Origin of the sequence: Pseudomonas sp. GL-B-12 (genome assembly GCF_019955895.1) — a bacterium.
Classification (GTDB): domain Bacteria; phylum Pseudomonadota; class Gammaproteobacteria; order Pseudomonadales; family Pseudomonadaceae; genus Aquipseudomonas.
This window is the reverse complement of sequence record NZ_JAHBCX010000006.1, coordinates 103,152-128,732: the sequence shown is the minus strand read 5'-3', so window position 1 is coordinate 128,732 and position 25,581 is coordinate 103,152. Positions and strand designations below refer to the sequence as shown.

Genomic DNA, 25,581 nt, shown 5'->3' with positions numbered 1-25,581 from the left:
GTGTAATTAGTGCTGTAGGACTCTATATCGTTTTTTCTGTCGCCCATTTACTTACGTGTCGCAATTTTCCACTTTTTGCGACACGTCGTCGGTACATGTCGCTGCGGACGACACGTTCGCGTTGAAGCGCGAATACACTTGTTAAGGCTTACCCTGTGCGATAAGGCTGATGCGGCTCTTATTCATTTCGCGAACAGACTCCAGCAAGTCCTTCTGAAACTGATTTGTTCGATATCCCCTTCTGTTACCTCCTACAGAAACCTCGATCATCTCGTCAACCGAGTCGATTTTCCTGCGAATGGTTTGAGCATCAAGCATTGCGCAAGCCCGTTTCACTGCAGGGTCGCACACACCAGCTATCCGCATTTCAGCCGAGGAATCACAACCCTCTGTTGTTTCGATCAATTTCTCCATTTTGTAATGGACCCCAACGTAATAAGTTAGATGTCGATACGCGCGACTTCGCCGATCTGACCAACACCACAAGGCTGCCGCTCGGGTTGACACAAGCATCATCTGTGACAGAGAATTTGCCCAAGAGCGCGAAACCGACTGCCTTCAGGTGGCAATAGTCGGCGTTAGGAACCCCGTTGATGACCTGAAAATCAGCGCTCGGGTGAGACCTCTTCTCCCTTGCTTGAGGGAGCACAATATCAAGCAAGCTTCTCAAAAAAAGCAGCCTACTCAGGCTGCTTTTTTTGTTTGGATAATAGGTAACGTTGATAAACCAACCCGCCGTGTCGGTGTTTGTTCAGCGCCTTTTTGTCACAATTCATGAAGTTCCAAAGTACATACCCACGGTCAACATGGATCACTACCAACATTTGGTACTTTGTGTGGTATGCGCCAATGAAGGCGAGACGATAGGAGCCATCGCTGTAGGAAACCCGCCAGATTTCTAATGGATTATTCAGCGTATCTACAGCAAATTCAGTGAAGCGCTCTCGGGCGTTAGGGCGTTTTTCCACAATGTGACGTAGATGCTCACGCCGAACCGTCACGGGTAAATATGGCGTTTCGATCAGCACCGTGTCAGTCCCTTCATGCAATCCAAAACCTAGCGCTACCTGCCTTAGAGCGGAGCAGACATCAACGGCCCCGGGTAGCTCTCGAACTACCTTGGTTTCCAAGGGTATCGATATGTCCCGCAAATCCGGCAAACCTAGATCCTTCCAGCTTTCCTGATCAGGAGCTTCCTTTACCCCTGGAACTTTCATTCGGTGATCTCTCACGGTAACAACTGCTATTTCAGCCTGTTGAATCGTCACGAGAAATCAGGTGGATCCTCTTTTTCCTTCAGAGACTTCCGATAGTCTTGAAGGGCATCGCCATTGCCAATGAAAGAGCCGTTTGGAAAACTCCAAAAAGCCACAAAAAAGCCCCGAACCAGTCGGGGGCTTCTTCTTTTTTCTCAGCCTTGCATCAGGCCTCGACACCACAACCCATCATCAAAAGACGTTGATCGGGTAATCCACAAACACACGCACTTCGTTGCCGCTGACGTTGTACTCGCTCGACTTCTGCGACACGCGCAAGACCGAGCTGCGCAGTTTCACGCTGAGGTCTTTGGCCGGGCCGCTTTGGACGACGTATTTGATCTGGTTGAAGATCTCGCGCTCGGTGCCGCCTTCGCTGGTGGACGTGGTGATGTTGTCGCCGCGCACGTAGGCCACGTTGTAGCTCAGGCCCGGTACACCGAAGGTGCTGAAGTCCAGGCCGTAGCCCAGTTGCCAGCTGCGTTCGTCTTCGGCGTTGAAGTCGGACCAGTAGGAGTTCGCCAGGTAGATGGTGTTGCCACCGTCGCCGATGCGACCCTGGTCTTTCTGGTAGCCGCCGTAGGCGTAGCCCAGGTTGCTGTCGCCGGTGCTGCGCTGGTGCGCGAGGGTGAACGAGTGCGGGCCGGTGATGAAGGTGGCCGCCAGGCTCCAGATCTTGTTGTCGTCGCCGGTGATACCGTTTTCGCGGACGTAGGAATCTTCCAGCTTGGTGCGGTAGCCGTTGAAGTCCAGGGTCAGGGACTGATCCTTGTCGATCGGGAACACGTAGTTGGCGTTCACGTATTGTTTCTTCAGCACGTCTTCGACGTCGGAAGCGTACAGCGCAGCCTTGAATTGCTCGGTGAACTGGTAGCTACCGCCCAATACGTTGATCGACTTCAATCCGCCGCTGTCACGGCCTTCAGCGCTTTTTCGCGATTCGGCGGTGAAGCGACCGGCGTCCAGTTGCAGGCCTTTGATCTCTTTGGAGGTGATCAAGGTGCCGGTGTAGCTTTCCGGCAGCAGGCGCGAGTTGTCGTAGTTCAGCACCGGCAGGGCCGGCATCTGGTCGCCGTAGGTCAGGGTGGTGCTGGACAGGCGGAACTTGATTGCTGCGCCGCCTTTGGACAGGTCGTCCGCCGGCTGGCCGCTGTCGCCCTTTTTGAAGAAATCGATGCCTTGCGCGCCGCTACGGTCTTCGCTGCGCTCCAGGTTCAGTGCGTACAACCCGAAAGCGTCCACACCCACGCCCACGGTGCCTTGGGTGAAACCGGACGAGAACGTGCCGATGGCCGCCTGGCCCCACTCGGATTTATCCGGGTTGCCGTCTTTGAAGTCACGGTTCATGTAGGCGTTGCGCAGCAGCACTTTGAGGCTGCTGTCTTCAACAAAACCCTTGGATTCGGCCTGGTCGTTAGCCATGGCCTGTGTAGCACTCAACATCCCCAGAGCGATCAGGCTGATTCGCTTGTTCAACATCGTGTTCTTTTCCTTATTTCCGGTTGATACGCGCTGTGTCGAACGGCCGAAACGGCGCTATCGCGCTCTTTTTTCATGACGAAAACAAAAAGGCCCGCCCACGATTTCTCGCGGCGGGCCTTCTTATAATTTTTGATCGTGGCGGTCGGCCACAGGCGTTGTGGCCGAATCGTAGCTGCGCCCTCAACGATGTGTCAATTTCATGAATCTTCTAAAAACAGGCGAAAACCGTCTAAGAAATTGCTTTACGCGGCAGGAATATTCAATCAACGCAGCCATCGAGGCCACAGGCTGCTACGGAAATATTTGCGTCCTGATCAGGGAGCAACTGACTCAGCCACTGCGCAAATGCCTGGGGTTTGCCCAGCCATGGCCCGATATCGATCAGGGTGAACTGGTCATTGTGCTCAAGCGCCAGGGTCGGAAAGCCCTGCCCGCCAACCTTGGCCAAAAGAGCCCGACTGTTCCTGATATGGCCTTCGGTGTCGGCCGCCCTGAAAGCCCTTTCGAAGGCTTCGCGGTCCAGCCCCATGCCGTGGGCAAGTTCAAACAGTACCGATTCGTCGGCGATGCGGCGCCCCTCCACGTAGTGAGCACTCTGCAAACGCCCCAACAACTCCAGCCCGCGACCGGTCATTTGCTCGGCAGCCAGCACCGCAGCGATGGGTGGCGCCGAGTCGAACACGGCGGTGTGATCACGCAGCAAACCTTCGAAATAGGCTTCACCGAACGGCTGCCCGCTGTATTCGGCAATGCGCCGGTCGTGGGGAATGACGTAATTGCGCAGTTGTGGCGAAACCTTTTGCCGATTGGCCCCCGTCATCATGCCGCCGCCGTGGGCAATCACGGGCAGCACAGCCTGGGCGGCCTGCAACAGCGGTTTGGCGCCGTAGCACCAACCACACAAGGGGTCGTAGATGTAATGCAGGATCATGGGAAGGCTCCGACAGGAATTCAGGAAAATTCGATGTCGGCAGGTTAGTGCCGCAGCGGCCCCGGAAAAACGCCGGATTGGCTTTCAGTCTGTTGCTTGAATCGGTCGAATGGTTGCGTCTCAAAACCCTGTGGGAGCTCGCGATAGCGGTGATTGCATGAATCTGCGCGCAAAAAAAAGCGCTGCCATCCCGGCAGCGCTTTTTCTTGTTCAATCCGTTGTTGTTCTTCTTATCCTTCCATCACATCCCACAACGCATCCAGTTCCGCCTCGCTGAATAAACCAGCAGGGTAACGCTCGATCATCGTCCGGCGCGGATCAGTTTCGCTGATCTGACGCATTCCATTGGACTTGAACCAGTGCGCCAGGATCTGGAGCGATTCGCTATTTACTGCCAGGGGATGCAACGCCTTGTCGCTCACTACGTTCACTTCGGCGTTCATTTCAGCGCTCTCTCCCGGTTTGTGAGCGGCTAACTTATCCAAGGTTTATGACAGAACATCGAAGTCCTCCCCACCCCGAGTTACAACAGCAGAGATACAAGAGCTGTGCCAAGGTTTCTGAAGTGTGGCCAAGCGGATACAAAAAAGCCCGCAGGCCTGTAGGGCCGCGGGCTCCGTGCAACGCTGGTGGCTGATCGACAGCCTGAGGGATTTTGCAATCAACTCAAGCTGTTACGGCTTCACTCACTCCTTGTGCGGAGCGGGTTGCTGCTGGGTAAGGCAGTGAATATTGCCGCCCCCCAGTAACAGTTCGCGACCAGGTACCATCACCACTTCATGCTGTGGGAACAGGTTCTGCAAGATTTCCTTTGCCGGGCCATCCTGCGGGTCGTCAAAGCTCGGCGCGATGATGCCGCCGTTGACGATCAGGAAGTTCACGTAGGAACCGGCCAGACGAACAGTAGGATTACGTTCCTGCGTACCATCGACTGGATCGACTCCGGCGCACTCTTCTTCGGTCGCAAACAGCGGACCCGGGATCGGCATCTTGTGCACTGTAAATGGGCGACCCTTGGCGTCGGTGCTGCTTTGCAGCACTTTCATCGCTGCCTGGCAGCGCGGGTAGTTCGGGTCCTGTGGATCATCGGTCCAGGCCAGCAGCACTTCACCCGGGCGCACGTAGCAGCAGAAGTTATCCACATGGCCATCGGTTTCGTCGTTGAACAAGCCATCCGGCAGCCAGATGACTTTATCCACAGCCAGGTTCGCGCTCAGGACCGCTTCGATTTCTGCGCGATTCATGTGCGGGTTGCGATTGCGGTTGAGCAGGCATTCTTCGGTGGTGATCAGGGTGCCTTCGCCGTCGACGTGAATCGAACCGCCCTCAAACACGAAGCCTTCGGTGCGGTAGCGTGGGCTGCGCTCGATCTCGAGGATCTTGCCGCCGACCTGCGAGTCACGGTTCCACGGCGAATACAGGCCACCGTCAAAACCGCCCCAGGCATTGAAGTCCCAGTTCACGCCACGGACTTCGCCACTGTTGTTGATGACGAAGGTCGGACCGGAGTCGCGAACCCAGGCGTCGTCGCTGGACATTTCCACCACACGAATATTCGGCACGTCCAGACGGGCGCGGGCGTTTTCGTACTGGCCGGCGGAAACCGCCACGGTCACTGGCTCGAAACGGGCGATGGCCTTGGCCACTGCCACATGGGCGGCTTGTGCCGGTTTGCCACCCAGGCGCCAGTTGTCCGGGCGCTCGGGCCAGATCATCCAGGTCTGGGTTTGGGGTGCCCATTCGGCTGGCATGTAGAAGCCGTCGGCGCGAGGGGTGCTGTTCAACGTGGTCATGGCTCAGGACTCCGGAGTGACTTTGATACCTGACAGAAATGGAAGCGCATTGGTACACGCCGTGGACTGGCCACTTTATATCCGATAAATATCGGCTTTTAAAGCACCTTACATCCACCGTTACAAAAACAGTCGATAAAAAGCCGATATCAATCGAACTAAAACCACCTCCCCTGTGGGAGCGGGCTTGCTCGCGAAAGCGGCATTCGAGGCGCAATATTTGCGTCGGATGTACCGGCCTCTTCGCGAGCAAGCCCGCTCCCACATTGGCCCGCATTTACAGAGGGAGGTGTTTACAGGCCCTCTGCGAGCACCTTCGACAGCATGTCCACGAAGAAATCCACGCTCTGGCGCGAGGTGACCATCGGCGGCTTGATCTTGAGGATGTTCAGGTAATCGCCGGTCGGCTGCATGAAGATCCCCAGCTCGCGCAAGCGGTCGCACAGTGCGGTGGTTTCTTCGGTGGCCGGCTCCAGGGTTTCGCGGTTGCGGATCAGTTCGACGCCCAGGTAGAAACCGGAACCGTGCACCGCGCCCACTAACGGATGAATATCGATCAACGCTTCGAGGCGCCTCTTGAAGTGTCCGCCAACGACCTGGGCGTTCTCCCAGAGTTTTTCCTCTTGCATCACATCCAGCACGGCCATGCCGACCTGGCAGCTGACCGGGCTGCCACCGGCGGACGAGAAAAAGTAACCCTCGGCCTCCAGTGCCTCGGCGATTTCCCGGCGGGTGATGACCGCGCCCAGTGGCTGGCCGTTACCCATGCCCTTGGCCATGGTGATGATGTCCGGCACCACACCCTGCTCTTCGAAGCCCCAGAAGAAATCGCCCATGCGCCCGTAGCCCACCTGCACTTCGTCGGCGATGCACACGCCGCCCCTGGCCCGGACCATTGCATAGACTTGTTTCAAATAACCTGGTGGCAGCGAGATACCGCCGGCATTGCCGTACACCGGTTCGCAGATGAAACCGGCCAGTTGGCGATTCTGCTCGGCGATTTTCGCCAGGTTGTGTTCGACGCTGCGCACATAATCCGGCGCGCTGTCTGGGCCACGGAATTCACCGCGATAGGTGTTTGGCGCCGTCACCGGGTGCACCCAGTCCGGGCGGCTGCTCAAGGCCTTGGGGTTGTCGGCGATCGAGGTCGACACCGAATCCGCGCCCACCGTCCAGCCGTGATAGGCCTCCAGCACGCTGAGCATGTCACGGCCGCCGCTGTAGGCCCACGCCAGGCGAATCGCCAGGTCGTTGGCCTCGCTACCGCTGTTGACCAGGAACACGCGGTCCATACCGTCAGGGGACAGCTTCAGCAAACTTTCGGAGAACTCGGCCACAGCTGCGTAATTGAAGCGCGAGTTGGTGTTGAGCAATGACCACTGGCGACTGGCGACGGCGGCCATGCGTGGATGGCCGTGGCCCAATACCGCGACGTTGTTGAGCATGTCGAGGTAGGAACGGCCCTGCATGTCGATCAAATGGTTGCGCCAGCCGCGTTCGATGCGCGGCGGATCAACGTAATAGTGTTTTTGCGTGCGGGCGAAGCTGGCATCGCGCCGGGCCAGCAAGGTCGGGCCGTCGAGCTCGGCTTCGGCATCACAGGCCAGCCCGAGCAACGCAGCCGGCGATGGGCACAACGCTTGCCAGGCCGCCGCGCGCGAAGGAGTACAGAACAACGGCGCATTGATCGACGCGCCACGGCACAACTGCACGATCAAAGGCCCGCTGACCGAACCCAGTACCTGGCCTTTGACCAGGGCCGCGCCGCTGTGCAGCGACGGCGTGACGCCCCAAAGCCGCACACTCAATTGCGGACCGTCCAGTTGCAGCACGCCCGCCGATGGGTGATGCACCACCCCGGCAAACGGTGCTTCGACCGCCGTGCCCTGAGGCACACGCAACTCGACGTGCAACGGGCAAGTGTCAGGTTCAGCGGCGCTGTCCGGGCGGGTGTGGGACAGGCGGTATTGCCCGTAACGACTGGCCGCCAGGCCATGCGCCGCGGCCGCCTCATCCAGCAGGCGCTGATCGACGCCCTCCTGCTCCCAGTTCCCGGCCTCGAAATGCGGACTGAGCACGCCCAGGTCGGTCAGCGCGAACTCACGCCCCACCAGGTTCGGCAACAGCGGCGCGAAGCCTTCGCTGCCAATGGTGGGCAGGTTCTGGCCGACGGCGGTGAGGATCGCCGCTTCCATCAACGCCAACGGCACCGACGTGGCCACACGGAAGATTTCCCATTCATGGACCAGATTGTCGCGGCTGTAGGCGTTGCCCGGATCGATGCTGACCTGCTGTTCGCCGCTGAGCACCAACACCGCCGCGCGGGCGACGATCAACGGCCACAACGCCAGCAGCTCTTCGTGCTGCAACGGATTGACCGCGTGATACGCCTGGATTGCCGGCAAAATGCAGAACGGATCGCCCTCGCCATGATGCAGCAGCGCGGCACAGGTCACCGACAGATCGGTAATGCGCCAGGTGCGCACCAGGTCGCCGAAATCGATCACGCCTTGCAGCTGCCAATGGCGCTGCGCATCGCGCTGCCACACCACGTTGTCGTCGGTGATGTCCATGTGGATGGCCTGCACCGGCAGTTTGTCCTGCAATGGCTGCAGATGCCGCTCGGCTTGCCCGGACGCATCGACGATCAGTTTGCGCTGGGCTTCATCCTTGATCACCGGCAACAAATGCGCGATCAGGGCGTGAGCATGGCGGGCGTCCCATTGCAGGGTTCGCACCAGACCCGGATGGTCGAAATCCGCCAGGGCCAGGTCCATTTCACCGCACAGGCGACCGAAGCCAGACACCACCGTCGGGTTGAAATAGCCGAGGCTCGTCAGCGGCTGGCCTTCGATGTAATCGAGCAGGCGAACGTGCACTGCCTGGCCCCCCACATCCAGCGACAGCAGGTCTGCGCCGTTTTTCGCCGCGATAACACGCGGCACCTGTACATCAGGGTGTTCGCCCAGATGCTTGAGCCCGGCATGTTGTGCCTGAAGCTCCAGTACCGAGTAGTCGCCACGGCAGATTTTCAGGACGAAACGTCCCCGCTCGCTGTCGACACGGTAGTTCAGGTCTTGCTGGCTGCCAAGGGCCTGCAACTTGCCGCTGAACCCGTAATGTTCTTCCAGCAGCCCTAGCGCTTGCTCCGCAGTCACCTGCGGGCTGGGCAAACTGGCGCGATGAATCAACGTGGCGAGCGGCATACAACGACCCCTGAAATTTTATTAGGCGCCTATATCGCCACTGGTTCGGGCGATACGCAACCCCCCGGAAGCTGGTATGAGGGCATTTGTGGGAGCGGGCTTGCTCCGGTACTCGCCTCGAATGGCGCTTTGCGCAAGAATGGCGGCCATCAAACGCCTGTTACTGGAGAAACACCATGAATGTAGTGACCACCGACCTGCCCGGTGTTCTGATCCTCGAACCCAAGGTCTTTGGTGACGAACGTGGTTTCTTCTACGAGAGCTTCAACGCCAGGGCTTTCAAAGAGGCCACCGGACTGGACACTGAATTCGTTCAAGACAATCACTCCCGTTCGCAGAAGGGCGTGCTGCGCGGTCTGCATTACCAACTGGAAAATACCCAGGGAAAACTGGTTCGCGTCACGGTCGGTGAAGTGCTGGACGTCGCCGTAGACATCCGTCGCAGCTCACCGCACTTCGGTAAATGGGTCGCTGTGCGCCTGTCTGCCGACAATCATCGCCAGCTCTGGGTCCCGGAAGGTTTCGCCCACGGGTTCGTGGTGTTGAGCGAATTTGCCGAGTTCCTTTACAAAACCACCGACTACTACACGCCATCGGCCGAGCGCAGCATTCGCTGGGACGACCCGGACCTGGCCGTCGACTGGCAACTGCAAGGCACGCCGCAGCTGTCGGCGAAAGATCAGGCCGGGGTATTTTTCAAGGATGCCGACGTCTTTGCCTGATAGGCCGGCTGAAGCTCGCCGATCAAGATGCAGCTGACCCAAGGCGGGCAAGCCTAGGCATAATGCGCCTGTACCCACAGGCGCATGCTGCTCATGAAACCGACTCTCCCCTCCAGACCCCGTTGGCGCAGCCTGGCCCTGCTGGCACTGTGCCTGGCGCCGTTGCTGTGGCCGCTGGAGCATCTCGCCGAGCGTTATTATCGCAGCGAGCTGGCCAGTCAGAATCGTCAGACCCTCGACCTCTACGTCGCCAACCTCCTGGGTACCTTGCATCGCTATGAAGTGTTGCCGCAGATCCTCGGCGACCTGCCGGCCTTGCGCGCCGTGCTCGGTGCGCCGGACGATGGCGTCACCCAAGGCAACGCCAACCGCCTGCTGAAAAACATCGCCACCCAGACCGGTGCCGAAGTCATGTACCTGATGGACGCCACTGGCAAGACCTTGGCGGCCTCCAACTGGGACAAACACGACAGCTTCGTCGGGCGCAACTTTTCCTTCCGGCCGTATTTCAGCGAAGCCATGGCCGGGCGGCTCGGGCGCTTTTTCGGCCTGGGCACGACCTCCGCCAAGCGCGGTTACTTCTTCGCCGCCGGCGTGCGCGATGGCGAAAAAATCGTTGGCGTGCTGGTGGTCAAGGTCGACCTCGACCACACCGAAAGCCTGTGGGGCAAAACCCCGGAACAGCTGCTGCTGACCGACCACAATGGCGTGGTCATTCTCACCTCGCGCCCGGAGTGGCGATTCCGCTCGACCCGCCCGTTGAACGAGGACGAAAACAAAGCCATCACGGCGATCCAGCCCTATCCAACCCGCGATCCACAACCGCTGAAGCTCAACCCCAACGCCTGGCTGACCCAGACCCAGCAGATCGCCGAAACCGGCTGGGACGTCAGCATCCTCGCCCCGCGCACCTTGATCGACCGCCCGGTGCGCACGGTGGTGGCCATCGGTGGCGCAGCGTTGCTGGTGTTGATGCTGCTGCTCGGCCTGATGATGCAGCGCCGTCGCCATTACCTCGACCGCATCGCTTTCGAAGCCAAGGCCCGCCGCGAGCTGGAAGGTCGGGTCGCCGAGCGCACCAGCGACCTCGAAGGCCTGAACCGGCGCCTGAAACAGGAAGTGCTGGAACGCGAACAGGCCCAGCAGGAGCTGGTACGCGCCCAGGATGATCTGGTGCAGGCCGGCAAATTGTCGGCACTGGGCACCATGTCGGCGAGCATCAGCCACGAACTCAATCAGCCGCTGGCAGCGATTCGCAGCTACGCGGAAAACGCCGAAGTATTGCTCGATCACCAGCGCACCGACGATGCCCGCGGCAACCTCAAGCTGATCAGCGAATTGACCGGTCGCATGGCCTCGATCATCGCCCACCTGCGCGCCTTTGCCCGGCGCGACCGCCACGCCCCGGAAAGCGTCGCCCTGCAACCGGCGCTGGACGATGCGCTGGCCTTGCTGGCCAAGCGTCGACGCAGCATGGAAGTCGAACTGATCCGCGACTTGCCCGCCGCCACCCTGTGGGTCGAAGCCGGGGAAACCCGCTTGCGCCAGGTACTCGGCAATCTGCTGGCCAACGCGCTGGATGCCCTGACGGAAAAAGGCCCGCCACGTAAACTCTGGCTCAGTGCCCAATCCACGGCCGATGGCGTCAACCTGTACATTCGCGACAATGGCCCCGGCTTTTGCATGGAAGCCCTTGGGCGCGCCAGCGAGCCGTTCTACACCACCAAGACCCGCACCCAGGGCCTCGGTTTGGGGCTGGCGATTTGCGAAACCCTGATGCGCGCCTTCGGCGGTGAACTGTCGTTCGCCAACCACAAGGAGGGCGGCGCCCTGATTACCCTGAAGCTGCGCGCAGGCGCACCGGGCGTGAGCCTGCAACCGTCCGAGGACCGAAGTGCATGACCATCGACAACCGCATTCAGGTCGTGTTGATCGACGACGATCCCCACTTGCGCCAGGCCTTGAGCCAGACGCTGGACCTGGCCGGCCTGAAAATCCTGCCGCTGGCCGAAGCCAAGGGCCTGGCCGCGCAACTTGAACGCGACTGGCCGGGGGTGGTGGTCAGCGACATCCGCATGCCCGGCATGGACGGTCTCGAACTGTTGACCGAACTGCATGCCCAGGACCCGGAGCTACCGGTGCTGTTGATCACCGGCCACGGCGATGTGCCACTGGCGGTGCAGGCCATGCGCGCCGGGGCCTATGACTTTCTGGAAAAACCCTTCGCCAGCGACGCTCTGCTCGACAGTGTGCGCCGCGCATTGGCCCTGCGCCGGTTGGTGCTGGACAACCGCAGCCTGCGGCTGGCCTTGAGCGACCGCAACGAGCTGAGCACGCGGCTGGTTGGCCACTCACCTTCGATGCTGCGCCTGCGCGAGCAGATCGGCGCCCTGGCGGCGACCAGGGCCGACGTGCTGATCCTCGGCGAAACCGGCGCTGGCAAAGAAGTCGTGGCCCGGGCGCTGCACGATTTATCAAGCCGTCGCAACGGTCCGTTCGTGGCGATCAACGCCGGTGCCTTGGCTGAATCAGTGGTCGAAAGCGAGCTGTTCGGCCACGAGCCCGGCGCCTTCACTGGCGCGCAGAAACGCCGCATCGGCAAGTTCGAATTCGCCAATGGCGGCACGCTGTTCCTCGATGAAATCGAAAGCATGAGCCTGGATGTGCAGGTCAAATTGCTGCGCTTGCTGCAAGAGCGGGTGGTTGAACGCCTGGGCGGCAACCAACTGATCCCGCTGGACATCCGCATCATCGCCGCCACCAAGGAAGACCTGCGCCAGGCAGCGGATCAGGGGCGTTTCCGTGCCGACCTGTATTACCGTCTGAACGTCGCGCCGCTGCGGATTCCACCGCTGCGCGAACGGGGCGAAGATGCGCTGATGCTGTTCCAGCATTTTGCCGATGAAGCCAGTGCCCGCCACGGCTTGCCGCCCCATGAACTGCAACCGGGACAACGTGCCTTGCTGCTGCGCCACACCTGGCCCGGCAACGTGCGCGAGCTGCAAAATGCCGCCGAGCGTTTTGCCCTCGGGCTGGAACTGGCCCTCGACAACAGCACGCCGGAAGGCGGCGTTGGCAACAGGGTCGAAGTCGTCAGCGGCGGTTTGAGCGAGCAAGTGGAGAACTTCGAAAAAACCCTCATCGCCGCCGAACTGGCACGCTCGCACAGCTCCGTGCGCAGCGTCGCCGAAGCCCTTGGCATTCCGCGCAAGACCCTGCATGACAAACTGCGCAAGCACGGTCTGAGTTTCGCCGACAGTGGAGCCTCGGCCCACCCTGACGACCTCGACTGAGCTACCGTCCAATCATCCACTTCACGCTAGAGGCCCCTGAATGAGCCGCGACAGTCGACAACTGGAATCCGTTCTCCATCACGACATTCCCCTCACCCGGGACATGGGCCTCAAAGTGCTCGACTGGCATGACCAGCAACTGCGCCTGCACTTGCCGCTGGAAGCCAACGTCAACCACAAGAGCACCATGTTCGGCGGCAGCCTGTATTGCGGCGCGGTCCTGGCCGGTTGGGGCTGGCTGCATTTGCGCCTCAAGGAAGAAGGCATTACCGACGGGCACATCGTGATTCAGGAAGGGCAGATCAGCTATCCGCTCCCGGTGACGGGCGATGCCAACGCCATTTGCCAGGCGCCGGACCCGGTGATCTGGAAGAAATTCCTGACCACCTTCCAGCGATACAGCCGAGCGCGGTTGACGCTGCATACACGGGTCGTCAATGAAGGCCGTGATGAGGATGCGGTGAGGTTTGTCGGGCAGTACGTGTTGCACCGCTGAACTTCAGATCGGTAAGAAACCCTGTGGCTAGGGAGCTTGCTCCCTAGCCACAAAAAGGTGTGAATCTCAGGAGCGTGCCAGTTCCAACAACTTCTCCCGCCAAGCCGCCTTCGCCGGCAGCGCCAGAAAGAATGCGTTCAACAGCGACTCCCGCGCCGGATAGCTGAACGGCTCACCGCTCAACTCCAGCACTTCACCACCCGCGCCTTCCAGCACACCTTGCGCTGCCGCCGTGTCCCACTGGGAAGTCGGTGCCAGGCGCGGATAACAATCCGCCGCCCCTTCGGCCAGCAGGCAAAACTTCAGCGAACTGCCGATATTGGCCAGTTGCAGCTCGCCAAGGCTGGCGCTCAACCCGGCCAGCAAGCGCTCCTGCTCCGGGCTCGAATGGCGACGACTGGCCACCACGGTGAACGACTCGCCGGGCGCCAACGCCTCACGCACCTTGATCGCCACAGGCGTGCCACCTTTATCGCCACGCCAGGCGCCGAGTCCCGCACCACCGACGTAAAAACGCCCGTTGGTCGGCATCGACACTACACCGAACACCACCCGACCGTTTTCGATCAGAGCGATGTTGACGGTGAACTCTTCGCTGCCGTTGATGAACTCCTTGGTGCCATCCAGCGGATCGACCAGCCACCAACGCTGCCATCCGGCCCGCAGGCTTTGGGGAATGTTGGCGTCCTCTTCGGAGAGCACCGGGATGCTCGGATCGAGCGCCGTCAGCCCGGCCAGAATCAGGTGGTGCGCGGCCAGGTCGGCAGCAGTCACTGGCGAGTCATCAGCCTTCACCGTGACGGCCGTGCCTGTGCGCCAGAACGGCAGGATCGCATCACCGGCCTGCAAGGCCAGTTCAATGACCGGCGCCATCAACGGATGCGGGAAATTCATGGCTGGAACGCTCCGCGCTGAGTCAACAGGTCTCGGGCCAGGTACAGCGCCGCCAAGGCACGGCCTTCGGTAAATTGCGGGTTTTGTGCCAGCGCCGAGAGTTCACGCAGATTGACCTTGTCCACTCGCATCGGCTCTGGCTCGTCGCCTTCCAGACGCGCTTCGTAGAGGTCGGTGGCCAGCACCACTTGGATCTTCTGGCTCATGTAACCGGGGGACAGCGACAATTCGGTCAGGTGCTCCAGCTGCCGTGCGCCAAAACCGGCCTCTTCCTTGAGCTCGCGCTCGGCTGCCGCCAGCACGTCTTCACCCGGCTCGATCAACCCCTTGGGCAATGACATTTCGTATTCATCCGTGCCGCCGCAATACTCCTCGACCAGCACCGCATGCTCGGCATCGAGCATCGCCACGATCATCACCGCGCCGTACCCGGCACCCTTGCCGACCAGGCGTTCATACGTGCGCTCCACGCCGTTGGAAAAGCGCAGCTTCAGCTCTTCCACGCAGAACAATCGACTGGTGGCGACAATTTCGCGGGCGAGTATGGTGGGTTTCTGGCGCATGCAAAGCTCCTTGGCGTGAACGCGCTACTATAACGCGGCTTTCCCGATTGTTTACGCCAGAAATCTTTCTACTGCCCGAGACGCTGCCATGCCTTCATTACCCTGGTCCGACATCGATACCGTTCTGCTGGACATGGACGGCACGCTGCTGGACCTGCATTTCGACAACCACTTCTGGATGGAGCACCTGCCCCAGCGTTACGCCGAACTGCACGGGGTCAGCCGGGCCATGGCCGAGATGGAATTGCAGCCTTTGTTCGAGCGCAATGCCGGCCAGTTGCAGTGGTACTGCCTGGACTTCTGGAGCGCCGAACTGAAGCTGTCGGTACGCGACCTGAAACTGGAAACCGCGCACCTGATCGCCCTGCGCCCGGATGCCGACACCTTTCTGGCGGCGATCAAACGGGCCGGCAAGCGCGTGGTGCTGATCACCAATGCCCATCGGGATGCGCTGTCGTTGAAGCTGGAAAAAATCGAACTGGCGCCCTACTTCGAGCGCTTGATCAGTTCCCATGACTACGGCTTCCCCAAGGAAAACCCGCAGTTCTGGGATGCGCTGCAAGCCGATATCGATTTCGATCCGGCGCGCAGCCTGTTCATCGACGACACCTTGCCGATCCTGCGCAGCGCACGGGACTTTGGCGTAGCGCATTTACTGGCCGTGCGCGAGCCTGACAGCCGCAAGGGGCCGAAGGACACGGCGGAGTTTGCGGCGGTCGGGGATTATCGGGATTTGATTGCGGGGCTTTGAACCTGGCGCGGTCAATGTGGCGAGGGGGCTCGCCCCCGTTCGGCTGCGCAGCAGTCGCCATTCAGCTGACGCGATCTATCGGAAAGAACGCATTGGCCGAATTAGGAGTGCTTCGCACTCCAACGGGGGCAAGCCCCCTCGCCACAGGTTTGGTGTTACTCAGGAATCCGCAACGACTGCCCCGGATAGATCTTGTCCGGGTGCGACAGCATCGGTTTGTTGGCTTCAAAAATCTTGTTGTACTGGTTGGCACTGCCATACACAGCCAAGGATATGGCGCTGAGGGTGTCGCCCTTTTTCACGACCACGAAGCGCGCGGCAGCAACGACAGGCCCGGTCACGGCAATCTGATCATCCACGCTGCCAACCCCGGCGATGTTGCCCACCGCCAGCAGGATTTTTTCCTTCTCTTCCTGACTCGCCACTTCACCGGTCACCGTGACCTTGTCACCCTCGACCGTCGCCTGCACATTCGGGTTGCCCAAGCCGACCTTGCTGATGTGCGCCTTCAATTGCTCACTGGCATTGGCGTTGCCTGGCGTCAGCAAATCCAGCAGTTTTTCGCCCGCTTCCTTCACAAAGCTCAAAAGACTCATGGTGCACTCTCCTTGGGTTTCGGATTCCAGACGCCAAAGCCTAGACCACGGTCGTCACCTGCGAATCCAACCCGACCAATGACCCCGCATGCGATAGAATCCGCACCTTCCCACCCCCTGGAGCGCAGATGGACATCAAGCAGCTGAAATTCCTCATCGCGCTCGACGAAACCCGTCATTTCGGCCAGGCCGCCGCCCGCTGCCACATCACCCAGCCGACCCTGTCCATGCGCCTGCGCAGCCTCGAAGAAGAGCTCGACCTGCCACTGGTCAATCGCGGTCAGCGCTTCGAAGGCTTCACCGCGCCGGGCGAGCGGGTGCTGGCCTGGGCGCGCACCGTACTGGCGGCCTACGACGGCTTATACGCCGAGGCGGCCGCCTGTCGCGGCAATCTGGTCGGTACGTTGCGGCTGGGTATGGTGCCGCTGTCGAGCTTCGATCCGCTGCCACTGATGCAACGCTTGCACGCCGATCACCCGAACCTGCGTTTCGAACTCTCGGCCCTGAGTTCGGAGCAGATCCTCGAGCAACTGGCGAACAATCGCCTGGACCTCGGTGTTTCCTATCTGGAGCGCCTCGACACCGAACACTTCGACTCTCTGGCCTTCAGCGAAACCCGCATGGGTCTGCTCTACGATCAACGCTTCTTCACCTTTGGCGAGGCGCCGCTGAGCTGGGAATCGTTGATCGAACTGCCACTGGGCATGCTCACCAGCGGCATGCATTTTCGCCAATCCATCGACCATAACTTCCACAGCCGCGGCCTCACCCCACAACCGTTGTTGCAGACCGATGCCGTGCATCAACTGTTACAAGCCGTGCACGGCGGCCTGTGTTGCGCCGTGATGCCATTGGACGGTGGCCTCGAAGGGCTGACCGAACACTTGCGCCTGCAACCGATCGAAAACGCCCAGACCCTTGGCCGCCTGGGGCTGATCATGCGTCGCAGCGCGCCACGCTCGGCGCTTGCAGAAGCCTGTTTCGCGCTCTATCAGCAATCGCTGATCGGTGCTTGATCGACGGTATCTATCGGTAGATCAGTATTAGCGATTAGACGTGACAACTTGCCGCGCCTAGTCTTAAAGCTGATCAAACCGCCGGTGATGCCATGAACACCAAGCGCCCAGCCTGCGCGGCGCCTGCCCTCGAAACGCCCGCGCCCGCCGCCAGCCAGACGTACAGCTACAGCAACCTTGAATACTCGGAATCGGACAGCACCGCGCTGGCCGAGGAAGTCGCGCTGGCGATTGCCTACAACGGCATCAGCCAGGCGGTCATGCTGGTAACGCCCACGGACCTGGAAGATTTCATCGTCGGCTTCAGCCTGGGCAGCGGCATCATCCAGGACGCCACGGATATCTACGACCTGCAACTTAGCGGCTCGGGGTCGGCGCAATACGCGCAAGTGACCATCGCCAACCGCGCCTTCTGGAACCTCAAGCAGCAGCGTCGGCAACTGGCCGGCACCAGCGGTTGCGGGTTGTGCGGTGTGGAAGCGGTCGAGCAGGCACTGCCGGACCTTCAGGTATTGCCCGGCGCCCCGTTGCCGCCGGTCGAATGGCTTGATGGCCTGCGCGAGCGCATCGGCGCCTTCCAGCCGTTGGGCCAACATTGCGGTGCGGTGCATGCCGCAGTGTTCATGAATGACAAGGGCGAGTTACTGCTCGGCCGCGAAGACATCGGCCGGCACAACGCCCTCGACAAACTGATCGGCGGATTGATCCGCCAGAAGATCCCGACCGCTGGCGGCCTGGCGATTGTCACCAGCCGCTGCAGCCTCGAACTGATCCAGAAAGTCTTGCGTGCCGGCATCCAGACCCTGGTCAGCCTGTCGTCACCCACCGGCCTGGCCGTGCAATGGGCCCGTCGCCACAACCTCAATCTCATCCATCTGCCACAGAAGAATGCACCGCGGGTCTACAGCCCAACGTTGGAGAATCAAGCGTGAGTCAACACCGTCAAGCCGATCAGAAACCCGTCCCTCGCTACAAGCCCTACAAAGGCGCGGCCGGTGGCTGGGGCGCACTGATCAGCGTGGCCCAGGCCTGGTTGACCAGCGACAACGCGCTGAAAAACCTGCGCATGATGCTCAAGACCAACAAGAACGGCGGCTTCGACTGCCCTGGTTGCGCCTGGGGCGATTCCCTGGAAGGCGGCATGGTGATGTTCTGCGAGAACGGCGCCAAGGCGGTGAACTGGGAAGCGACCAAACGCCGTGTCGATGCCGGATTCTTCGCCAAACACAGCGTCACTTCGCTGCTGGAGCAAAGCGACTATTGGCTCGAATATCAGGGCCGCCTGACCGAACCGATGAGCTACGACGCCGAGACCGATCGCTACAAGCCGATCAGTTGGGACGCCGCATTCGCCCTGATCGCCAGGCATCTGAACGGCCTGTCGAGCCCCGATCAGGCCGAGTTCTACACCTCGGGACGCGCCAGCAACGAAGCGGCGTACCTCTATCAGCTGTTCGTGCGCGCCTACGGCACCAACAACTTCCCTGACTGCTCGAACATGTGCCACGAGGCCAGCGGTGTCGCGATGTCGCAAAGCGTCGGGGTCGGCAAAGGCACCGTGACCTTCGACGACTTCGAACACGCCGATGCGATTTTCGTCTGGGGCCAGAACCCCGGCACCAACCACCCACGGATGCTCGAACCGCTGCGCGAAGCGGTGAAACGTGGCGCGCAAGTGGTTTGCATCAACCCGCTCAAGGAGCGTGGCCTGGAGCGCTTCCAGCATCCGCAGCACGCGATCGAAATGCTCACCAACGGCGACAAGCCGACCAACACAGCGTTCTTCCGCCCGGCCTTGGGTGGCGACATGGCGATCATGCGTGGCATGGCGAAATTCCTCCTGCTGTGGGAGCGCGACGCGCAGAAAACCGGCACCCCGGCGGTGTTCGACCACGACTTCCTCAACGAGCACAGCGTCAACGTGCTGGATTACCTGGCCGTCATCGACGACACCCCGTGGGAGCAGATCGTCGAGCAGTCCGGCCTGAGCCTGGTGGAAATCGAGCAAGCCGCGCGCATGTACGCCAAGGGCAAGAACGTGATCATGTGCTGGGCCATGGGCATCACCCAACACCGCCATTCGGTGGCGACCATCCAGGAAATCGCCAACCTGATGATGCTGCGCGGCAACATCGGCCGGCCGGGTGCCGGCCTGTGCCCTGTGCGTGGCCACAGTAACGTGCAGGGCGACCGGACCATGGGCATCAACGAACGCCCTCCTGTCGCGTTCCTCGATGCCCTGGAGCGGCGCTTCCAGTTCAAGTTGCCACGCGACAACGGCCACAACGTGGTCGAGGCGATTCATGCGATGGCTGAAGGCCGGGCGAAAGTCTTCATCGGTCTGGGAGGCAACTTCGCCCAGGCCACGCCGGACAGCCCGCGCACGTTCCAGGCCCTGCGAAACTGCGACCTGACCGTGCAGATCAGCACCAAGCTCAACCGCAGCCATTTGACCCACGGCAAGGACGCGCTGATCCTGCCGTGCCTGGGCCGCACCGACATCGATATCCAGACCGAAGGCCCGCAAGCGATAACCGTCGAAGACTCGTTCAGCATGGTCCACGCCTCCAATGGCCAGCTGCAGCCGCTGTCGAACCAGATGCGCTCGGAGCCGGCGATCCTGGCCGGTATCGCTGCCGCGACCCTGGGCAGCCACCCGGTGGACTGGAACTGGCTGGTGGCCGACTACAGCCGCATCCGCGACCTGATCGCCGAGACCATTCCCGGCTTCAAGGACTTCAACGAGAAGATCAAGAACCCTGGCGGTTTCTACCTGGGCAACAGTGCCGGTGCACGCAAGTGGGACACCGCCTCGGGCCGGGCCAATTTCCGCTCGAACGCGCTGCCCAAAGACCTGGTGCACGAACGCACCCGCGCCACCGGTGTGCTACCGGACCTGATCATGCAATCGATGCGTTCCCACGACCAGTACAACACCACCATCTATGGCCTCAACGACCGTTATCGCGGCGTGAAGGGTCAGCGGGACGTGTTGTTCGTCAACGAAGCCGACATCATTCGCCTGGGCTTCAAGCCTGGGCAAAAGGCGGACATCGTTTCGCTCTGGGACGATGGCGTTGAACGTCGGGTAAAAGGCTTCACGCTGCTGGCGTTTGATATCCCGGCCGGGCAAGCGGCGGCCTACTATCCGGAAGTGAACCCGTTGGTGCCGCTGGAAAGCACCGGCGATGGCAGCCATACGCCGACTTCGAAGTTCGTGGCGATCCGGTTGGAGGCAGCGAGTGAGACTGGGCTGATCATGGCCAGGTCGGCGTAACGCTTCGTCTGTGCCGGCCACTTCGCGAGCAAGCCCGCTCCCACATTTGGATCTTCGGCGAACGGAGATTTAAATGTGGGAGCGGGCTTGCTCGCGAATACGGTAGATCAAACAACAAACTTTCCGGACCCTGCACTTTCCTTTCGCCCACAAAAAAGACCGTTTCCTCATGAAAACGGCCTTTGCGAAGTAGTAAAAGACCGGCAAAAAAACGTTAAGTTCCGCCCAAAAAACAGTAACTTGCAATATTGTATACAGGTCGTGTTATTCGTCGGATTTCGATTGTCACGCCCATTCCAGAGCCTCAGGATCGCGCCGTCATCCCCTTGAGGTTCCTCCATGAAGTTCTCCTCGATTCTCTTGTTGTCCCTTGGCCTGGTCAGCGGTATTGCGTCTGCTGGCGGCACTACCGAAGCCGGCGTAGGCGGCGCATTGGGCGGGGTTTTAGGCTCGGTCGTCGGTCAGTCGTTAGGCGGCAGTACAGGTTCCACCATCGGCGCGGCCCTGGGTGGCGCGGGTGGTAGCGCCGTCGGCGCAAACAAACACAGCCGTGGCGAAGCAGCCATTGGCGGCGCGTTGGGTGCTGCAGGCGGTAACGTGGTCGGCCGCAGCTTGGGCGGCACCACCGGCAGCCTGATCGGCGCCGCAGCAGGCGGCGGCGCTGGTGGCGCGCTGGGTAACCACATGGGCAAAGAGTACGATAATGATGATGACGGCGATCGTCGTTACTATCGCGGCCATGGTGATCGTCGTTACTACCGTGACGGCCATCCGGGCCGCGGCCATGCCTATGGCCACCGCAAGCATCGCTGGCACGACGACGACTAAGGCATCCATCGCCTAGCTATAACTGGTACATCAAAAATCGCAGCCCAAGGGCTGCGATTTTTTTTGCCTTACTGAACCGCCAGACGCTCCAGCGCCCCACGCAACCCTGCAGGAATCGCCACCGGTTGATTCGACGCACGATCGACAAACACATGCACGAAGCGCCCCGCCGCACAGGCTTCATCTTCCCCTTGCTTGAACACGGCCAGTTCGTATTGCACCGAGCTGTTGCCCAACTTGCCCACCCGTAGACCGATCTCGATGCGATCCGGGAAGGCAATGGAAGCAAAGTAATCACAGGCCGAGCTCACCACGAACCCCACCACCTCACCATGATGGATATCCAGGCCGCCGACTTCGATCAGATAAGTGTTCACCGCCGTATCGAAGAAACTGTAGTAGGTAACGTTGTTGACGTGACCGTAGGCGTCGTTGTCGTGCCAGCGGGTGGTAATGGGCTGGAAGTGGGGGTAGTCGGTGCGCTGGGGCATTAGTGTTGATTCCTGAGTGGGTTCGCCAGTCTAAGGCGAAAACCGCGTTATCGTTCTTCGCGAGCAAGCCCGCTCCCACATTGGATCTTCGGTGAACACAGATTTTGTGTCCGACCGATATCCAATGTGGGAGCGGGCTTGCTCCGGGCGGCGATCCGACGAAGGCGCCCTCACAGGCGCCACAACAATCACTTGTCAGCAAAGCCCTTGCCGGCTGCCGCCAACTCTCCAATCAACCGCGCCGGTTGCCAGTGATCGCCCTGACGCGTCTCAAGGTCCATCAAGCGCCGGTGAATGTCCGCCAACCCTTGCTGATCCGCCCAGGCCATCGGCCCGCCCTTGTCTGCCGGGAAACCGTAACCGTTGAGGTAGACCAGATCGATATCGTGAGCCGACCCGGCGATGCCTTCCTGCAGGATCTTCGCGCCTTCGTTGACCAGTGCCAGCAAGCAGCGCTCGAGAATCTCCTCCGGGCCGATCTCGCGGCGCTGGAACCCCAGGCCTTCACTGACTTCCAGCACCAGCGCATCCACCTGTGGATCATGTTCGGCCTGACGACTGCCCGGTTCATAGTGGTAAAAACCGTTACCACTCTTCTGACCGAAACGTCCCTGCTCACACAAACGGTTATCCACCTGAACTTGCGGCGCATCCTGCCCGATACCGGATAACTGGCGCGCGCGCCATTGCAGGTCGACGCCCACCACATCGAACATGCGGAACGGCCCCATGGCGAAACCGAAGCCTTGCAGCGCTGCGTCCACCTGATAGGGATAAGCGCCTTCCAGCAGCATTTTTCGCGCTTCAAGCACATAGGTGTTGAGCATGCGGTTGCCGATGAAACCGTCGCAATTGCCCGCCACCACACTGACCTTGCCCATGCGCTGGCCGAGCGCCAGTGCCGCGTCGAGCACCGCCGGCGCCGTCTGTGCACCACGGACGATTTCCAGCAGCTTCATGATGTGCGCCGGGCTGAAGAAGTGCAGGCCCAGCACTTGCTGCGGTCGGCGTGTGACCGCAGCAATGGCGTCGATGTCCAGCGCCGAGGTATTGCTGGCCAGAATGGCTTCGGGTTTGAGCAGGTCATCGAGCTCGCGGAAGATTTTCTGCTTGAGCTCGAGGTTTTCGTACACCGCTTCGATGACCAGGTCGACATCGCGGATGGCCGTATAACTATCTGCCGCCGTAACGCGCGCGACACGGGCATCGGCTTCGCTCTGGTCAATGCGGCCCTGGCGCACGTTGTGGGCGTAGGTGTCCGCTACGGTGGCCAGCGCTTGCTCCAGCATTTGCGGATTATTGTCGACCCACTGCACGGCCACTCCGGCGTTGGCCAGGCACATGACAATGCCACGGCCCATGGTGCCCGCGCCGATGACGGCGGCGCGCTGAATATTCGACGGTGTCTGGCTCATGTTTTGTTCTCTTGTTGGCGATCCGAAGACAGCCATCACCATAGTCAGCCACTGGGGTTTTTTGAAATTTACTCCTGTGATGAGCAACATTCAGCGGATGGATATGCCCCTGCGAGGCCCTGAGATTCCTGCTCGCGATATCGGTGTGCCAGTCGCCATCACTGTTGAATGTGCCGGCCTCATCGCGAGCAGGCTCGCTCCCACAAGGGTTGTGGTTCAGCCTGCCAGATGCCGCTGGGCCCACTCCCGCACCCCGGCATACGGATAATCTTCCAGCGCCGCGAACCCGGGAATCGACCGCGCCTTGAGCTTGGTGAACAACGGCACGCTGATCCCGCACAGAAACCGTGTCACGCGTTCAGCCGAGGGCACGTTGCCCGTGTGCTGCTCGTGCCTGTGGATAAAACCGCCACACAGCGCCTCGAAATTCTTATCCACAAGGGCCGGCAACTCCGGTGGTGCCGGTAGCCGCGCCACTTGCCCATGACACACCGAACAATGTCCGCATTGCTGCGGTGCATTGTGGTCACCGAAATACTCGGCCAGGCGATAACCCAGGCAGCGGTCGGTGGCGAACAGGTCCAGCATCGCGTGAATCCGCGCGACCTCGGTGCGCTCATGCCGAGTGAAACAGCCGTGCAGTTCCTCGCCCAACGCGACGCTGTCGAACCCGCTTTGCAGCACGCTGTAGACCTCGGTCATCTGCTTGCTTTCCAGCTCCACCCAGCCCTTCTCCTGGAAATAATCCAGCGCCTTGACCACCCGACTGCGCTCGGCCTGATGCTGTTCGTACAACGCCTCGAAATTCACCGTGGCCCAGGTCCGTGCGCGGCTTGAGGTCTGGATGATCGCAGCGACAAAATCCCTGCGCTCGCCTTCGAAACGCGCCAATAGCACCTCGGGCTCCTGCACATACTTGAACCGGTACTCGGCGTAGTACGCGTAGCGCGGGGCGATCAGCCCGCGCAACTCGAGTTGCACCAGCAAGGTCTTGAGCGGCAACTGGCGAATATTGCTCTGATCGGCCAATGGCCCCAGCAGAAATTCCCACTGCCCTTCGGTGGCTGCGGCATGCATCTCGTCAAGCACGCAACGGATGCCATCCAGCTCGGGCGTGTCGCCGTAGACGAAGTTCTCCAGCACGTTGAGGCTGTCGCGGTTGGCCAACACCAGGCAGTCCGACGGCTGCCCGTCACGCCCGGCGCGGCCGATTTCCTGGCTGTAGTTTTCGATGGATTTGGGCAGGTCAAAATGCACCACATTGCGGATGTCACTCTTGTCGATGCCCATGCCAAAGGCGATGGTGGCGACGATGCAATTGGACTGCCCGCCCATGAATCGACGCTGGATCGCTTCCCGTTGCTCATGGGGCAACCCGGCGTGATAAGCCTCGGCCTGAATGCCGTTGCGGTTCAGGTGTTCAGCGATGTGCTCGGCGGTTTTCTGTAAGGTGACATAGACGATGCTCGGCTGGTCCGGACGCTGGCTCATCCACTCGACCAGGCGTCGGCGTTTGTCCGCTCCGCGAACCGGCTCCACCAGCAAATTGAGGTTCGGGCGATAGAAACCGGTGGTCACCACATCGTCGGCGGCGATGGCGAACTTCGCCTGCATGTCGGCGATGACCTTGGGCGTCGCCGTTGCGGTCAGCAGCAACACCTGCGGGATGTTGAACTGGCGTTGATAGTCGGGAAGCTTGAGGTAGTCCGGGCGAAAGTTATGCCCCCATTCGGAAATGCAGTGCGCCTCATCCACCACCAGCAACGAGATCGGTACTTGCTGCAAAAAATGCCGGAAGCGCTCGTTCTTCAGGCGTTCCACGGAGATCATCAAAATCTTCAGCTCGCCGGATTTTGCCCGGGCCATGACATCGCTGGCGTCATCGCGGCTCTGGGCCGAATCGATACTGCCCGCCGAGATGCCGTGGCGTTGCAGGAACGCCAGTTGATCCTGCATCAACGCCAGCAAGGGTGAGACCACCAGCGTCAGGTGCGGCAGCAACAGCGCCGGCAATTGGTAGCAAAGGGATTTGCCGGAACCGGTGGGGAAAATCGCCGCCGCCGAACGCCCGGCCAGCACGGCACTGACGGCCGCCTCCTGACCGGGTCGAAATTGTGGATAACCGAAAACCTGTTCCAGGGTGTTGTGCATTAGCTGTCACTCCGTTGACCGCTGCGGAGTCAAAAGCCTGACCGGCGATCGCAGCGAGTCGAGAAAAGGTCGGGGGCAAAAACGATAGGGGATGATACAGCGGATGATTCAAAGGGCTTGAGGAATCGGGTAACTGGCAGATCGCTTTCGCGAGCAGGCTCGCGAAGAGGCCAGCACACCCACCGCAAAATTCGAAATACCCGACAATGTCCGAGGCCCCCTCTACCGAGATTTACTGCGAAGCGCCTGAAAACGCTGTAAGCATTTTTACCTCTCGCCATTCCACGTTGAAAACCCAGCACCAACGTGTAGTCCCCTTCCTCAAAATATGACAAAACCCTTACAAAGCCTGTCGATCTCAGCCGTCTTGTCCCGTAACGCCATACCCTCCTATAGTTTCCAGCGCGGCTGAAAACAGTG

22 protein-coding genes are annotated in these 25,581 nt (G+C 60.5%); 9 read left to right on the top strand and 13 right to left on the bottom strand.

Annotated features, from left to right (window positions below):
• Positions 1–141: 141 nt before the first annotated feature.
• The 7 genes from KGA85_RS03965 to KGA85_RS03935 all read right to left on the bottom strand — a co-directional run bounded on the left by KGA85_RS03965 (position 142) and on the right by KGA85_RS03935 (position 8,668).
• Positions 142–414, bottom strand: a complete 273-nt coding sequence (locus tag KGA85_RS03965) for a hypothetical protein (protein ID WP_223532824.1) — start codon at positions 412–414, stop codon at positions 142–144.
• 266 nt (positions 415–680) lie between these two features.
• Entirely contained in the window at positions 681–1,268 is a 588-nt protein-coding gene (locus tag KGA85_RS03960; protein WP_223457440.1) for a PBECR2 nuclease fold domain-containing protein, read from the bottom strand.
• 180 nt (positions 1,269–1,448) lie between these two features.
• The gene (locus tag KGA85_RS03955; RefSeq protein ID WP_223532827.1) at positions 1,449–2,735 is read right to left on the bottom strand and encodes an OprD family porin; all 1,287 of its coding nucleotides are present in this window, start codon (positions 2,733–2,735) and stop codon (positions 1,449–1,451) included.
• 262 nt (positions 2,736–2,997) lie between these two features.
• The gene (locus KGA85_RS03950; RefSeq protein ID WP_223532829.1) at positions 2,998–3,669 is read right to left on the bottom strand and encodes a DsbA family protein; all 672 of its coding nucleotides are present in this window, start codon (positions 3,667–3,669) and stop codon (positions 2,998–3,000) included.
• 230 nt (positions 3,670–3,899) lie between these two features.
• Positions 3,900–4,112: a hypothetical protein gene (locus KGA85_RS03945; protein ID WP_007972820.1), complete on the bottom strand. Its 213-nt coding sequence runs from the start codon at positions 4,110–4,112 to the stop codon at positions 3,900–3,902.
• 243 nt (positions 4,113–4,355) lie between these two features.
• Positions 4,356–5,462, bottom strand: coding sequence for an agmatine deiminase (gene aguA, locus KGA85_RS03940; protein WP_223457435.1), 1,107 nt, complete (start codon positions 5,460–5,462; stop codon positions 4,356–4,358).
• 293 nt (positions 5,463–5,755) lie between these two features.
• Entirely contained in the window at positions 5,756–8,668 is a 2,913-nt protein-coding gene (locus KGA85_RS03935; RefSeq protein WP_223537353.1) for an aminotransferase, read from the bottom strand.
• A 176-nt stretch (positions 8,669–8,844) separates the two neighbouring features.
• Between KGA85_RS03935 and rfbC the strand changes: the two genes are divergently transcribed.
• The 4 genes from rfbC (at position 8,845) to KGA85_RS03915 (ending at position 13,179) form a co-directional block, all read left to right on the top strand.
• Positions 8,845–9,390, top strand: coding sequence for a dTDP-4-dehydrorhamnose 3,5-epimerase (gene rfbC / locus KGA85_RS03930; protein WP_223457431.1), 546 nt, complete (start codon positions 8,845–8,847; stop codon positions 9,388–9,390).
• Positions 9,391–9,483: 93 nt separating this feature from the next.
• Complete coding sequence (locus tag KGA85_RS03925) at positions 9,484–11,292, top strand: ATP-binding protein (protein ID WP_223537350.1); 1,809 nt, start codon at positions 9,484–9,486, stop codon at positions 11,290–11,292.
• Positions 11,289–12,683 carry a sigma-54-dependent transcriptional regulator gene (locus tag KGA85_RS03920; RefSeq protein ID WP_223537347.1) on the top strand — a complete coding sequence of 465 codons (1,395 nt, stop codon included), beginning with the start codon at positions 11,289–11,291 and terminating at the stop codon, positions 12,681–12,683. The genes KGA85_RS03925 and KGA85_RS03920 overlap by 4 nt, the downstream gene beginning before the upstream one ends.
• A 40-nt stretch (positions 12,684–12,723) precedes the next feature.
• Positions 12,724–13,179 carry a YiiD C-terminal domain-containing protein gene (locus tag KGA85_RS03915; RefSeq protein ID WP_008003181.1) on the top strand — a complete coding sequence of 152 codons (456 nt, stop codon included), beginning with the start codon at positions 12,724–12,726 and terminating at the stop codon, positions 13,177–13,179.
• A gap of 66 nt (positions 13,180–13,245) precedes the next feature.
• On the opposite strand, the gene cysQ is transcribed toward KGA85_RS03915, so the two are convergent.
• Positions 13,246–14,073, bottom strand: a complete 828-nt coding sequence (gene cysQ / locus KGA85_RS03910) for a 3'(2'),5'-bisphosphate nucleotidase CysQ (RefSeq protein WP_223457420.1) — start codon at positions 14,071–14,073, stop codon at positions 13,246–13,248.
• The gene (gene nudE, locus KGA85_RS03905) at positions 14,070–14,636 is read right to left on the bottom strand and encodes an ADP compounds hydrolase NudE (RefSeq protein ID WP_046040814.1); all 567 of its coding nucleotides are present in this window, start codon (positions 14,634–14,636) and stop codon (positions 14,070–14,072) included. The genes cysQ and nudE overlap by 4 nt, the downstream gene beginning before the upstream one ends.
• An 88-nt stretch (positions 14,637–14,724) precedes the next feature.
• On the opposite strand from nudE, the gene yrfG reads away from it, so the two are divergent.
• Complete coding sequence (yrfG, locus tag KGA85_RS03900; RefSeq protein WP_150755608.1) at positions 14,725–15,387, top strand: GMP/IMP nucleotidase; 663 nt, start codon at positions 14,725–14,727, stop codon at positions 15,385–15,387.
• Between the two features lie 155 nt (positions 15,388–15,542).
• Here the strand turns inward: yrfG and lysM are convergent, their stop codons facing one another.
• Complete coding sequence (gene lysM, locus KGA85_RS03895; RefSeq protein ID WP_223457418.1) at positions 15,543–15,983, bottom strand: peptidoglycan-binding protein LysM; 441 nt, start codon at positions 15,981–15,983, stop codon at positions 15,543–15,545.
• 128 nt (positions 15,984–16,111) lie between these two features.
• Here lysM and KGA85_RS03890 point away from each other — a divergent pair, with 128 nt between their 5' ends.
• The 4 genes from KGA85_RS03890 to KGA85_RS03875 all read left to right on the top strand — a co-directional run bounded on the left by KGA85_RS03890 (position 16,112) and on the right by KGA85_RS03875 (position 21,104).
• Positions 16,112–16,999, top strand: a complete 888-nt coding sequence (locus tag KGA85_RS03890; protein ID WP_223457416.1) for a LysR family transcriptional regulator — start codon at positions 16,112–16,114, stop codon at positions 16,997–16,999.
• 92 nt (positions 17,000–17,091) lie between these two features.
• On the top strand, positions 17,092–17,931 hold the full coding sequence (gene fdhD / locus KGA85_RS03885; RefSeq protein ID WP_223457414.1) for a formate dehydrogenase accessory sulfurtransferase FdhD: 840 nt from the start codon (positions 17,092–17,094) through the stop codon (positions 17,929–17,931).
• On the top strand, positions 17,928–20,276 hold the full coding sequence (locus KGA85_RS03880) for an FdhF/YdeP family oxidoreductase (protein WP_223532837.1): 2,349 nt from the start codon (positions 17,928–17,930) through the stop codon (positions 20,274–20,276). The genes fdhD and KGA85_RS03880 overlap by 4 nt, the downstream gene beginning before the upstream one ends.
• Positions 20,277–20,615: 339 nt before the next feature.
• Positions 20,616–21,104, top strand: a complete 489-nt coding sequence (locus tag KGA85_RS03875) for a glycine zipper domain-containing protein (RefSeq protein ID WP_046040805.1) — start codon at positions 20,616–20,618, stop codon at positions 21,102–21,104.
• A gap of 68 nt (positions 21,105–21,172) precedes the next feature.
• Here the strand turns inward: KGA85_RS03875 and KGA85_RS03870 are convergent, their stop codons facing one another.
• From KGA85_RS03870 to KGA85_RS03860, 3 genes are all read right to left on the bottom strand, one after another.
• The gene (locus KGA85_RS03870; RefSeq protein WP_223457406.1) at positions 21,173–21,595 is read right to left on the bottom strand and encodes an acyl-CoA thioesterase; all 423 of its coding nucleotides are present in this window, start codon (positions 21,593–21,595) and stop codon (positions 21,173–21,175) included.
• A gap of 188 nt (positions 21,596–21,783) precedes the next feature.
• Positions 21,784–23,010 (bottom strand): 3-hydroxyacyl-CoA dehydrogenase, encoded by a 1,227-nt coding sequence (locus KGA85_RS03865; RefSeq protein ID WP_223457404.1) that lies wholly within the window; start codon positions 23,008–23,010, stop codon positions 21,784–21,786.
• A gap of 216 nt (positions 23,011–23,226) precedes the next feature.
• The gene (locus tag KGA85_RS03860) at positions 23,227–25,161 is read right to left on the bottom strand and encodes an ATP-dependent DNA helicase RecQ (RefSeq protein WP_223532841.1); all 1,935 of its coding nucleotides are present in this window, start codon (positions 25,159–25,161) and stop codon (positions 23,227–23,229) included.
• Positions 25,162–25,581 lie beyond the last annotated feature (420 nt).

Excerpts from the sequence above, each read along its gene's own strand:
- KGA85_RS03965 (WP_223532824.1), bottom strand. The coding sequence starts at position 414 with ATGGAGAAATTGATCGAAACAACAGAGGGTTGTGATTCCTCGGCTGAA.
- KGA85_RS03955 (WP_223532827.1), bottom strand. The coding sequence starts at position 2,735 with ATGTTGAACAAGCGAATCAGCCTGATCGCTCTGGGGATGTTGAGTGCT.
- KGA85_RS03950 (WP_223532829.1), bottom strand. The coding sequence starts at position 3,669 with ATGATCCTGCATTACATCTACGACCCCTTGTGTGGTTGGTGCTACGGC.
- KGA85_RS03945 (WP_007972820.1), bottom strand. The coding sequence starts at position 4,112 with ATGAACGCCGAAGTGAACGTAGTGAGCGACAAGGCGTTGCATCCCCTG.
- aguA (WP_223457435.1), bottom strand. The coding sequence starts at position 5,462 with ATGACCACGTTGAACAGCACCCCTCGCGCCGACGGCTTCTACATGCCA.
- KGA85_RS03935 (WP_223537353.1), bottom strand. The coding sequence starts at position 8,668 with ATGCCGCTCGCCACGTTGATTCATCGCGCCAGTTTGCCCAGCCCGCAG.
- rfbC (WP_223457431.1), top strand. The coding sequence starts at position 8,845 with ATGAATGTAGTGACCACCGACCTGCCCGGTGTTCTGATCCTCGAACCC.
- KGA85_RS03925 (WP_223537350.1), top strand. The coding sequence starts at position 9,484 with ATGAAACCGACTCTCCCCTCCAGACCCCGTTGGCGCAGCCTGGCCCTG.
- KGA85_RS03920 (WP_223537347.1), top strand. The coding sequence starts at position 11,289 with ATGACCATCGACAACCGCATTCAGGTCGTGTTGATCGACGACGATCCC.
- KGA85_RS03915 (WP_008003181.1), top strand. The coding sequence starts at position 12,724 with ATGAGCCGCGACAGTCGACAACTGGAATCCGTTCTCCATCACGACATT.
- cysQ (WP_223457420.1), bottom strand. The coding sequence starts at position 14,073 with ATGAATTTCCCGCATCCGTTGATGGCGCCGGTCATTGAACTGGCCTTG.
- nudE (WP_046040814.1), bottom strand. The coding sequence starts at position 14,636 with ATGCGCCAGAAACCCACCATACTCGCCCGCGAAATTGTCGCCACCAGT.
- yrfG (WP_150755608.1), top strand. The coding sequence starts at position 14,725 with ATGCCTTCATTACCCTGGTCCGACATCGATACCGTTCTGCTGGACATG.
- lysM (WP_223457418.1), bottom strand. The coding sequence starts at position 15,983 with ATGAGTCTTTTGAGCTTTGTGAAGGAAGCGGGCGAAAAACTGCTGGAT.
- KGA85_RS03890 (WP_223457416.1), top strand. The coding sequence starts at position 16,112 with ATGGACATCAAGCAGCTGAAATTCCTCATCGCGCTCGACGAAACCCGT.
- fdhD (WP_223457414.1), top strand. The coding sequence starts at position 17,092 with ATGAACACCAAGCGCCCAGCCTGCGCGGCGCCTGCCCTCGAAACGCCC.
- KGA85_RS03875 (WP_046040805.1), top strand. The coding sequence starts at position 20,616 with ATGAAGTTCTCCTCGATTCTCTTGTTGTCCCTTGGCCTGGTCAGCGGT.
- KGA85_RS03870 (WP_223457406.1), bottom strand. The coding sequence starts at position 21,595 with ATGCCCCAGCGCACCGACTACCCCCACTTCCAGCCCATTACCACCCGC.
- KGA85_RS03865 (WP_223457404.1), bottom strand. The coding sequence starts at position 23,010 with ATGAGCCAGACACCGTCGAATATTCAGCGCGCCGCCGTCATCGGCGCG.
- KGA85_RS03860 (WP_223532841.1), bottom strand. The coding sequence starts at position 25,161 with ATGCACAACACCCTGGAACAGGTTTTCGGTTATCCACAATTTCGACCC.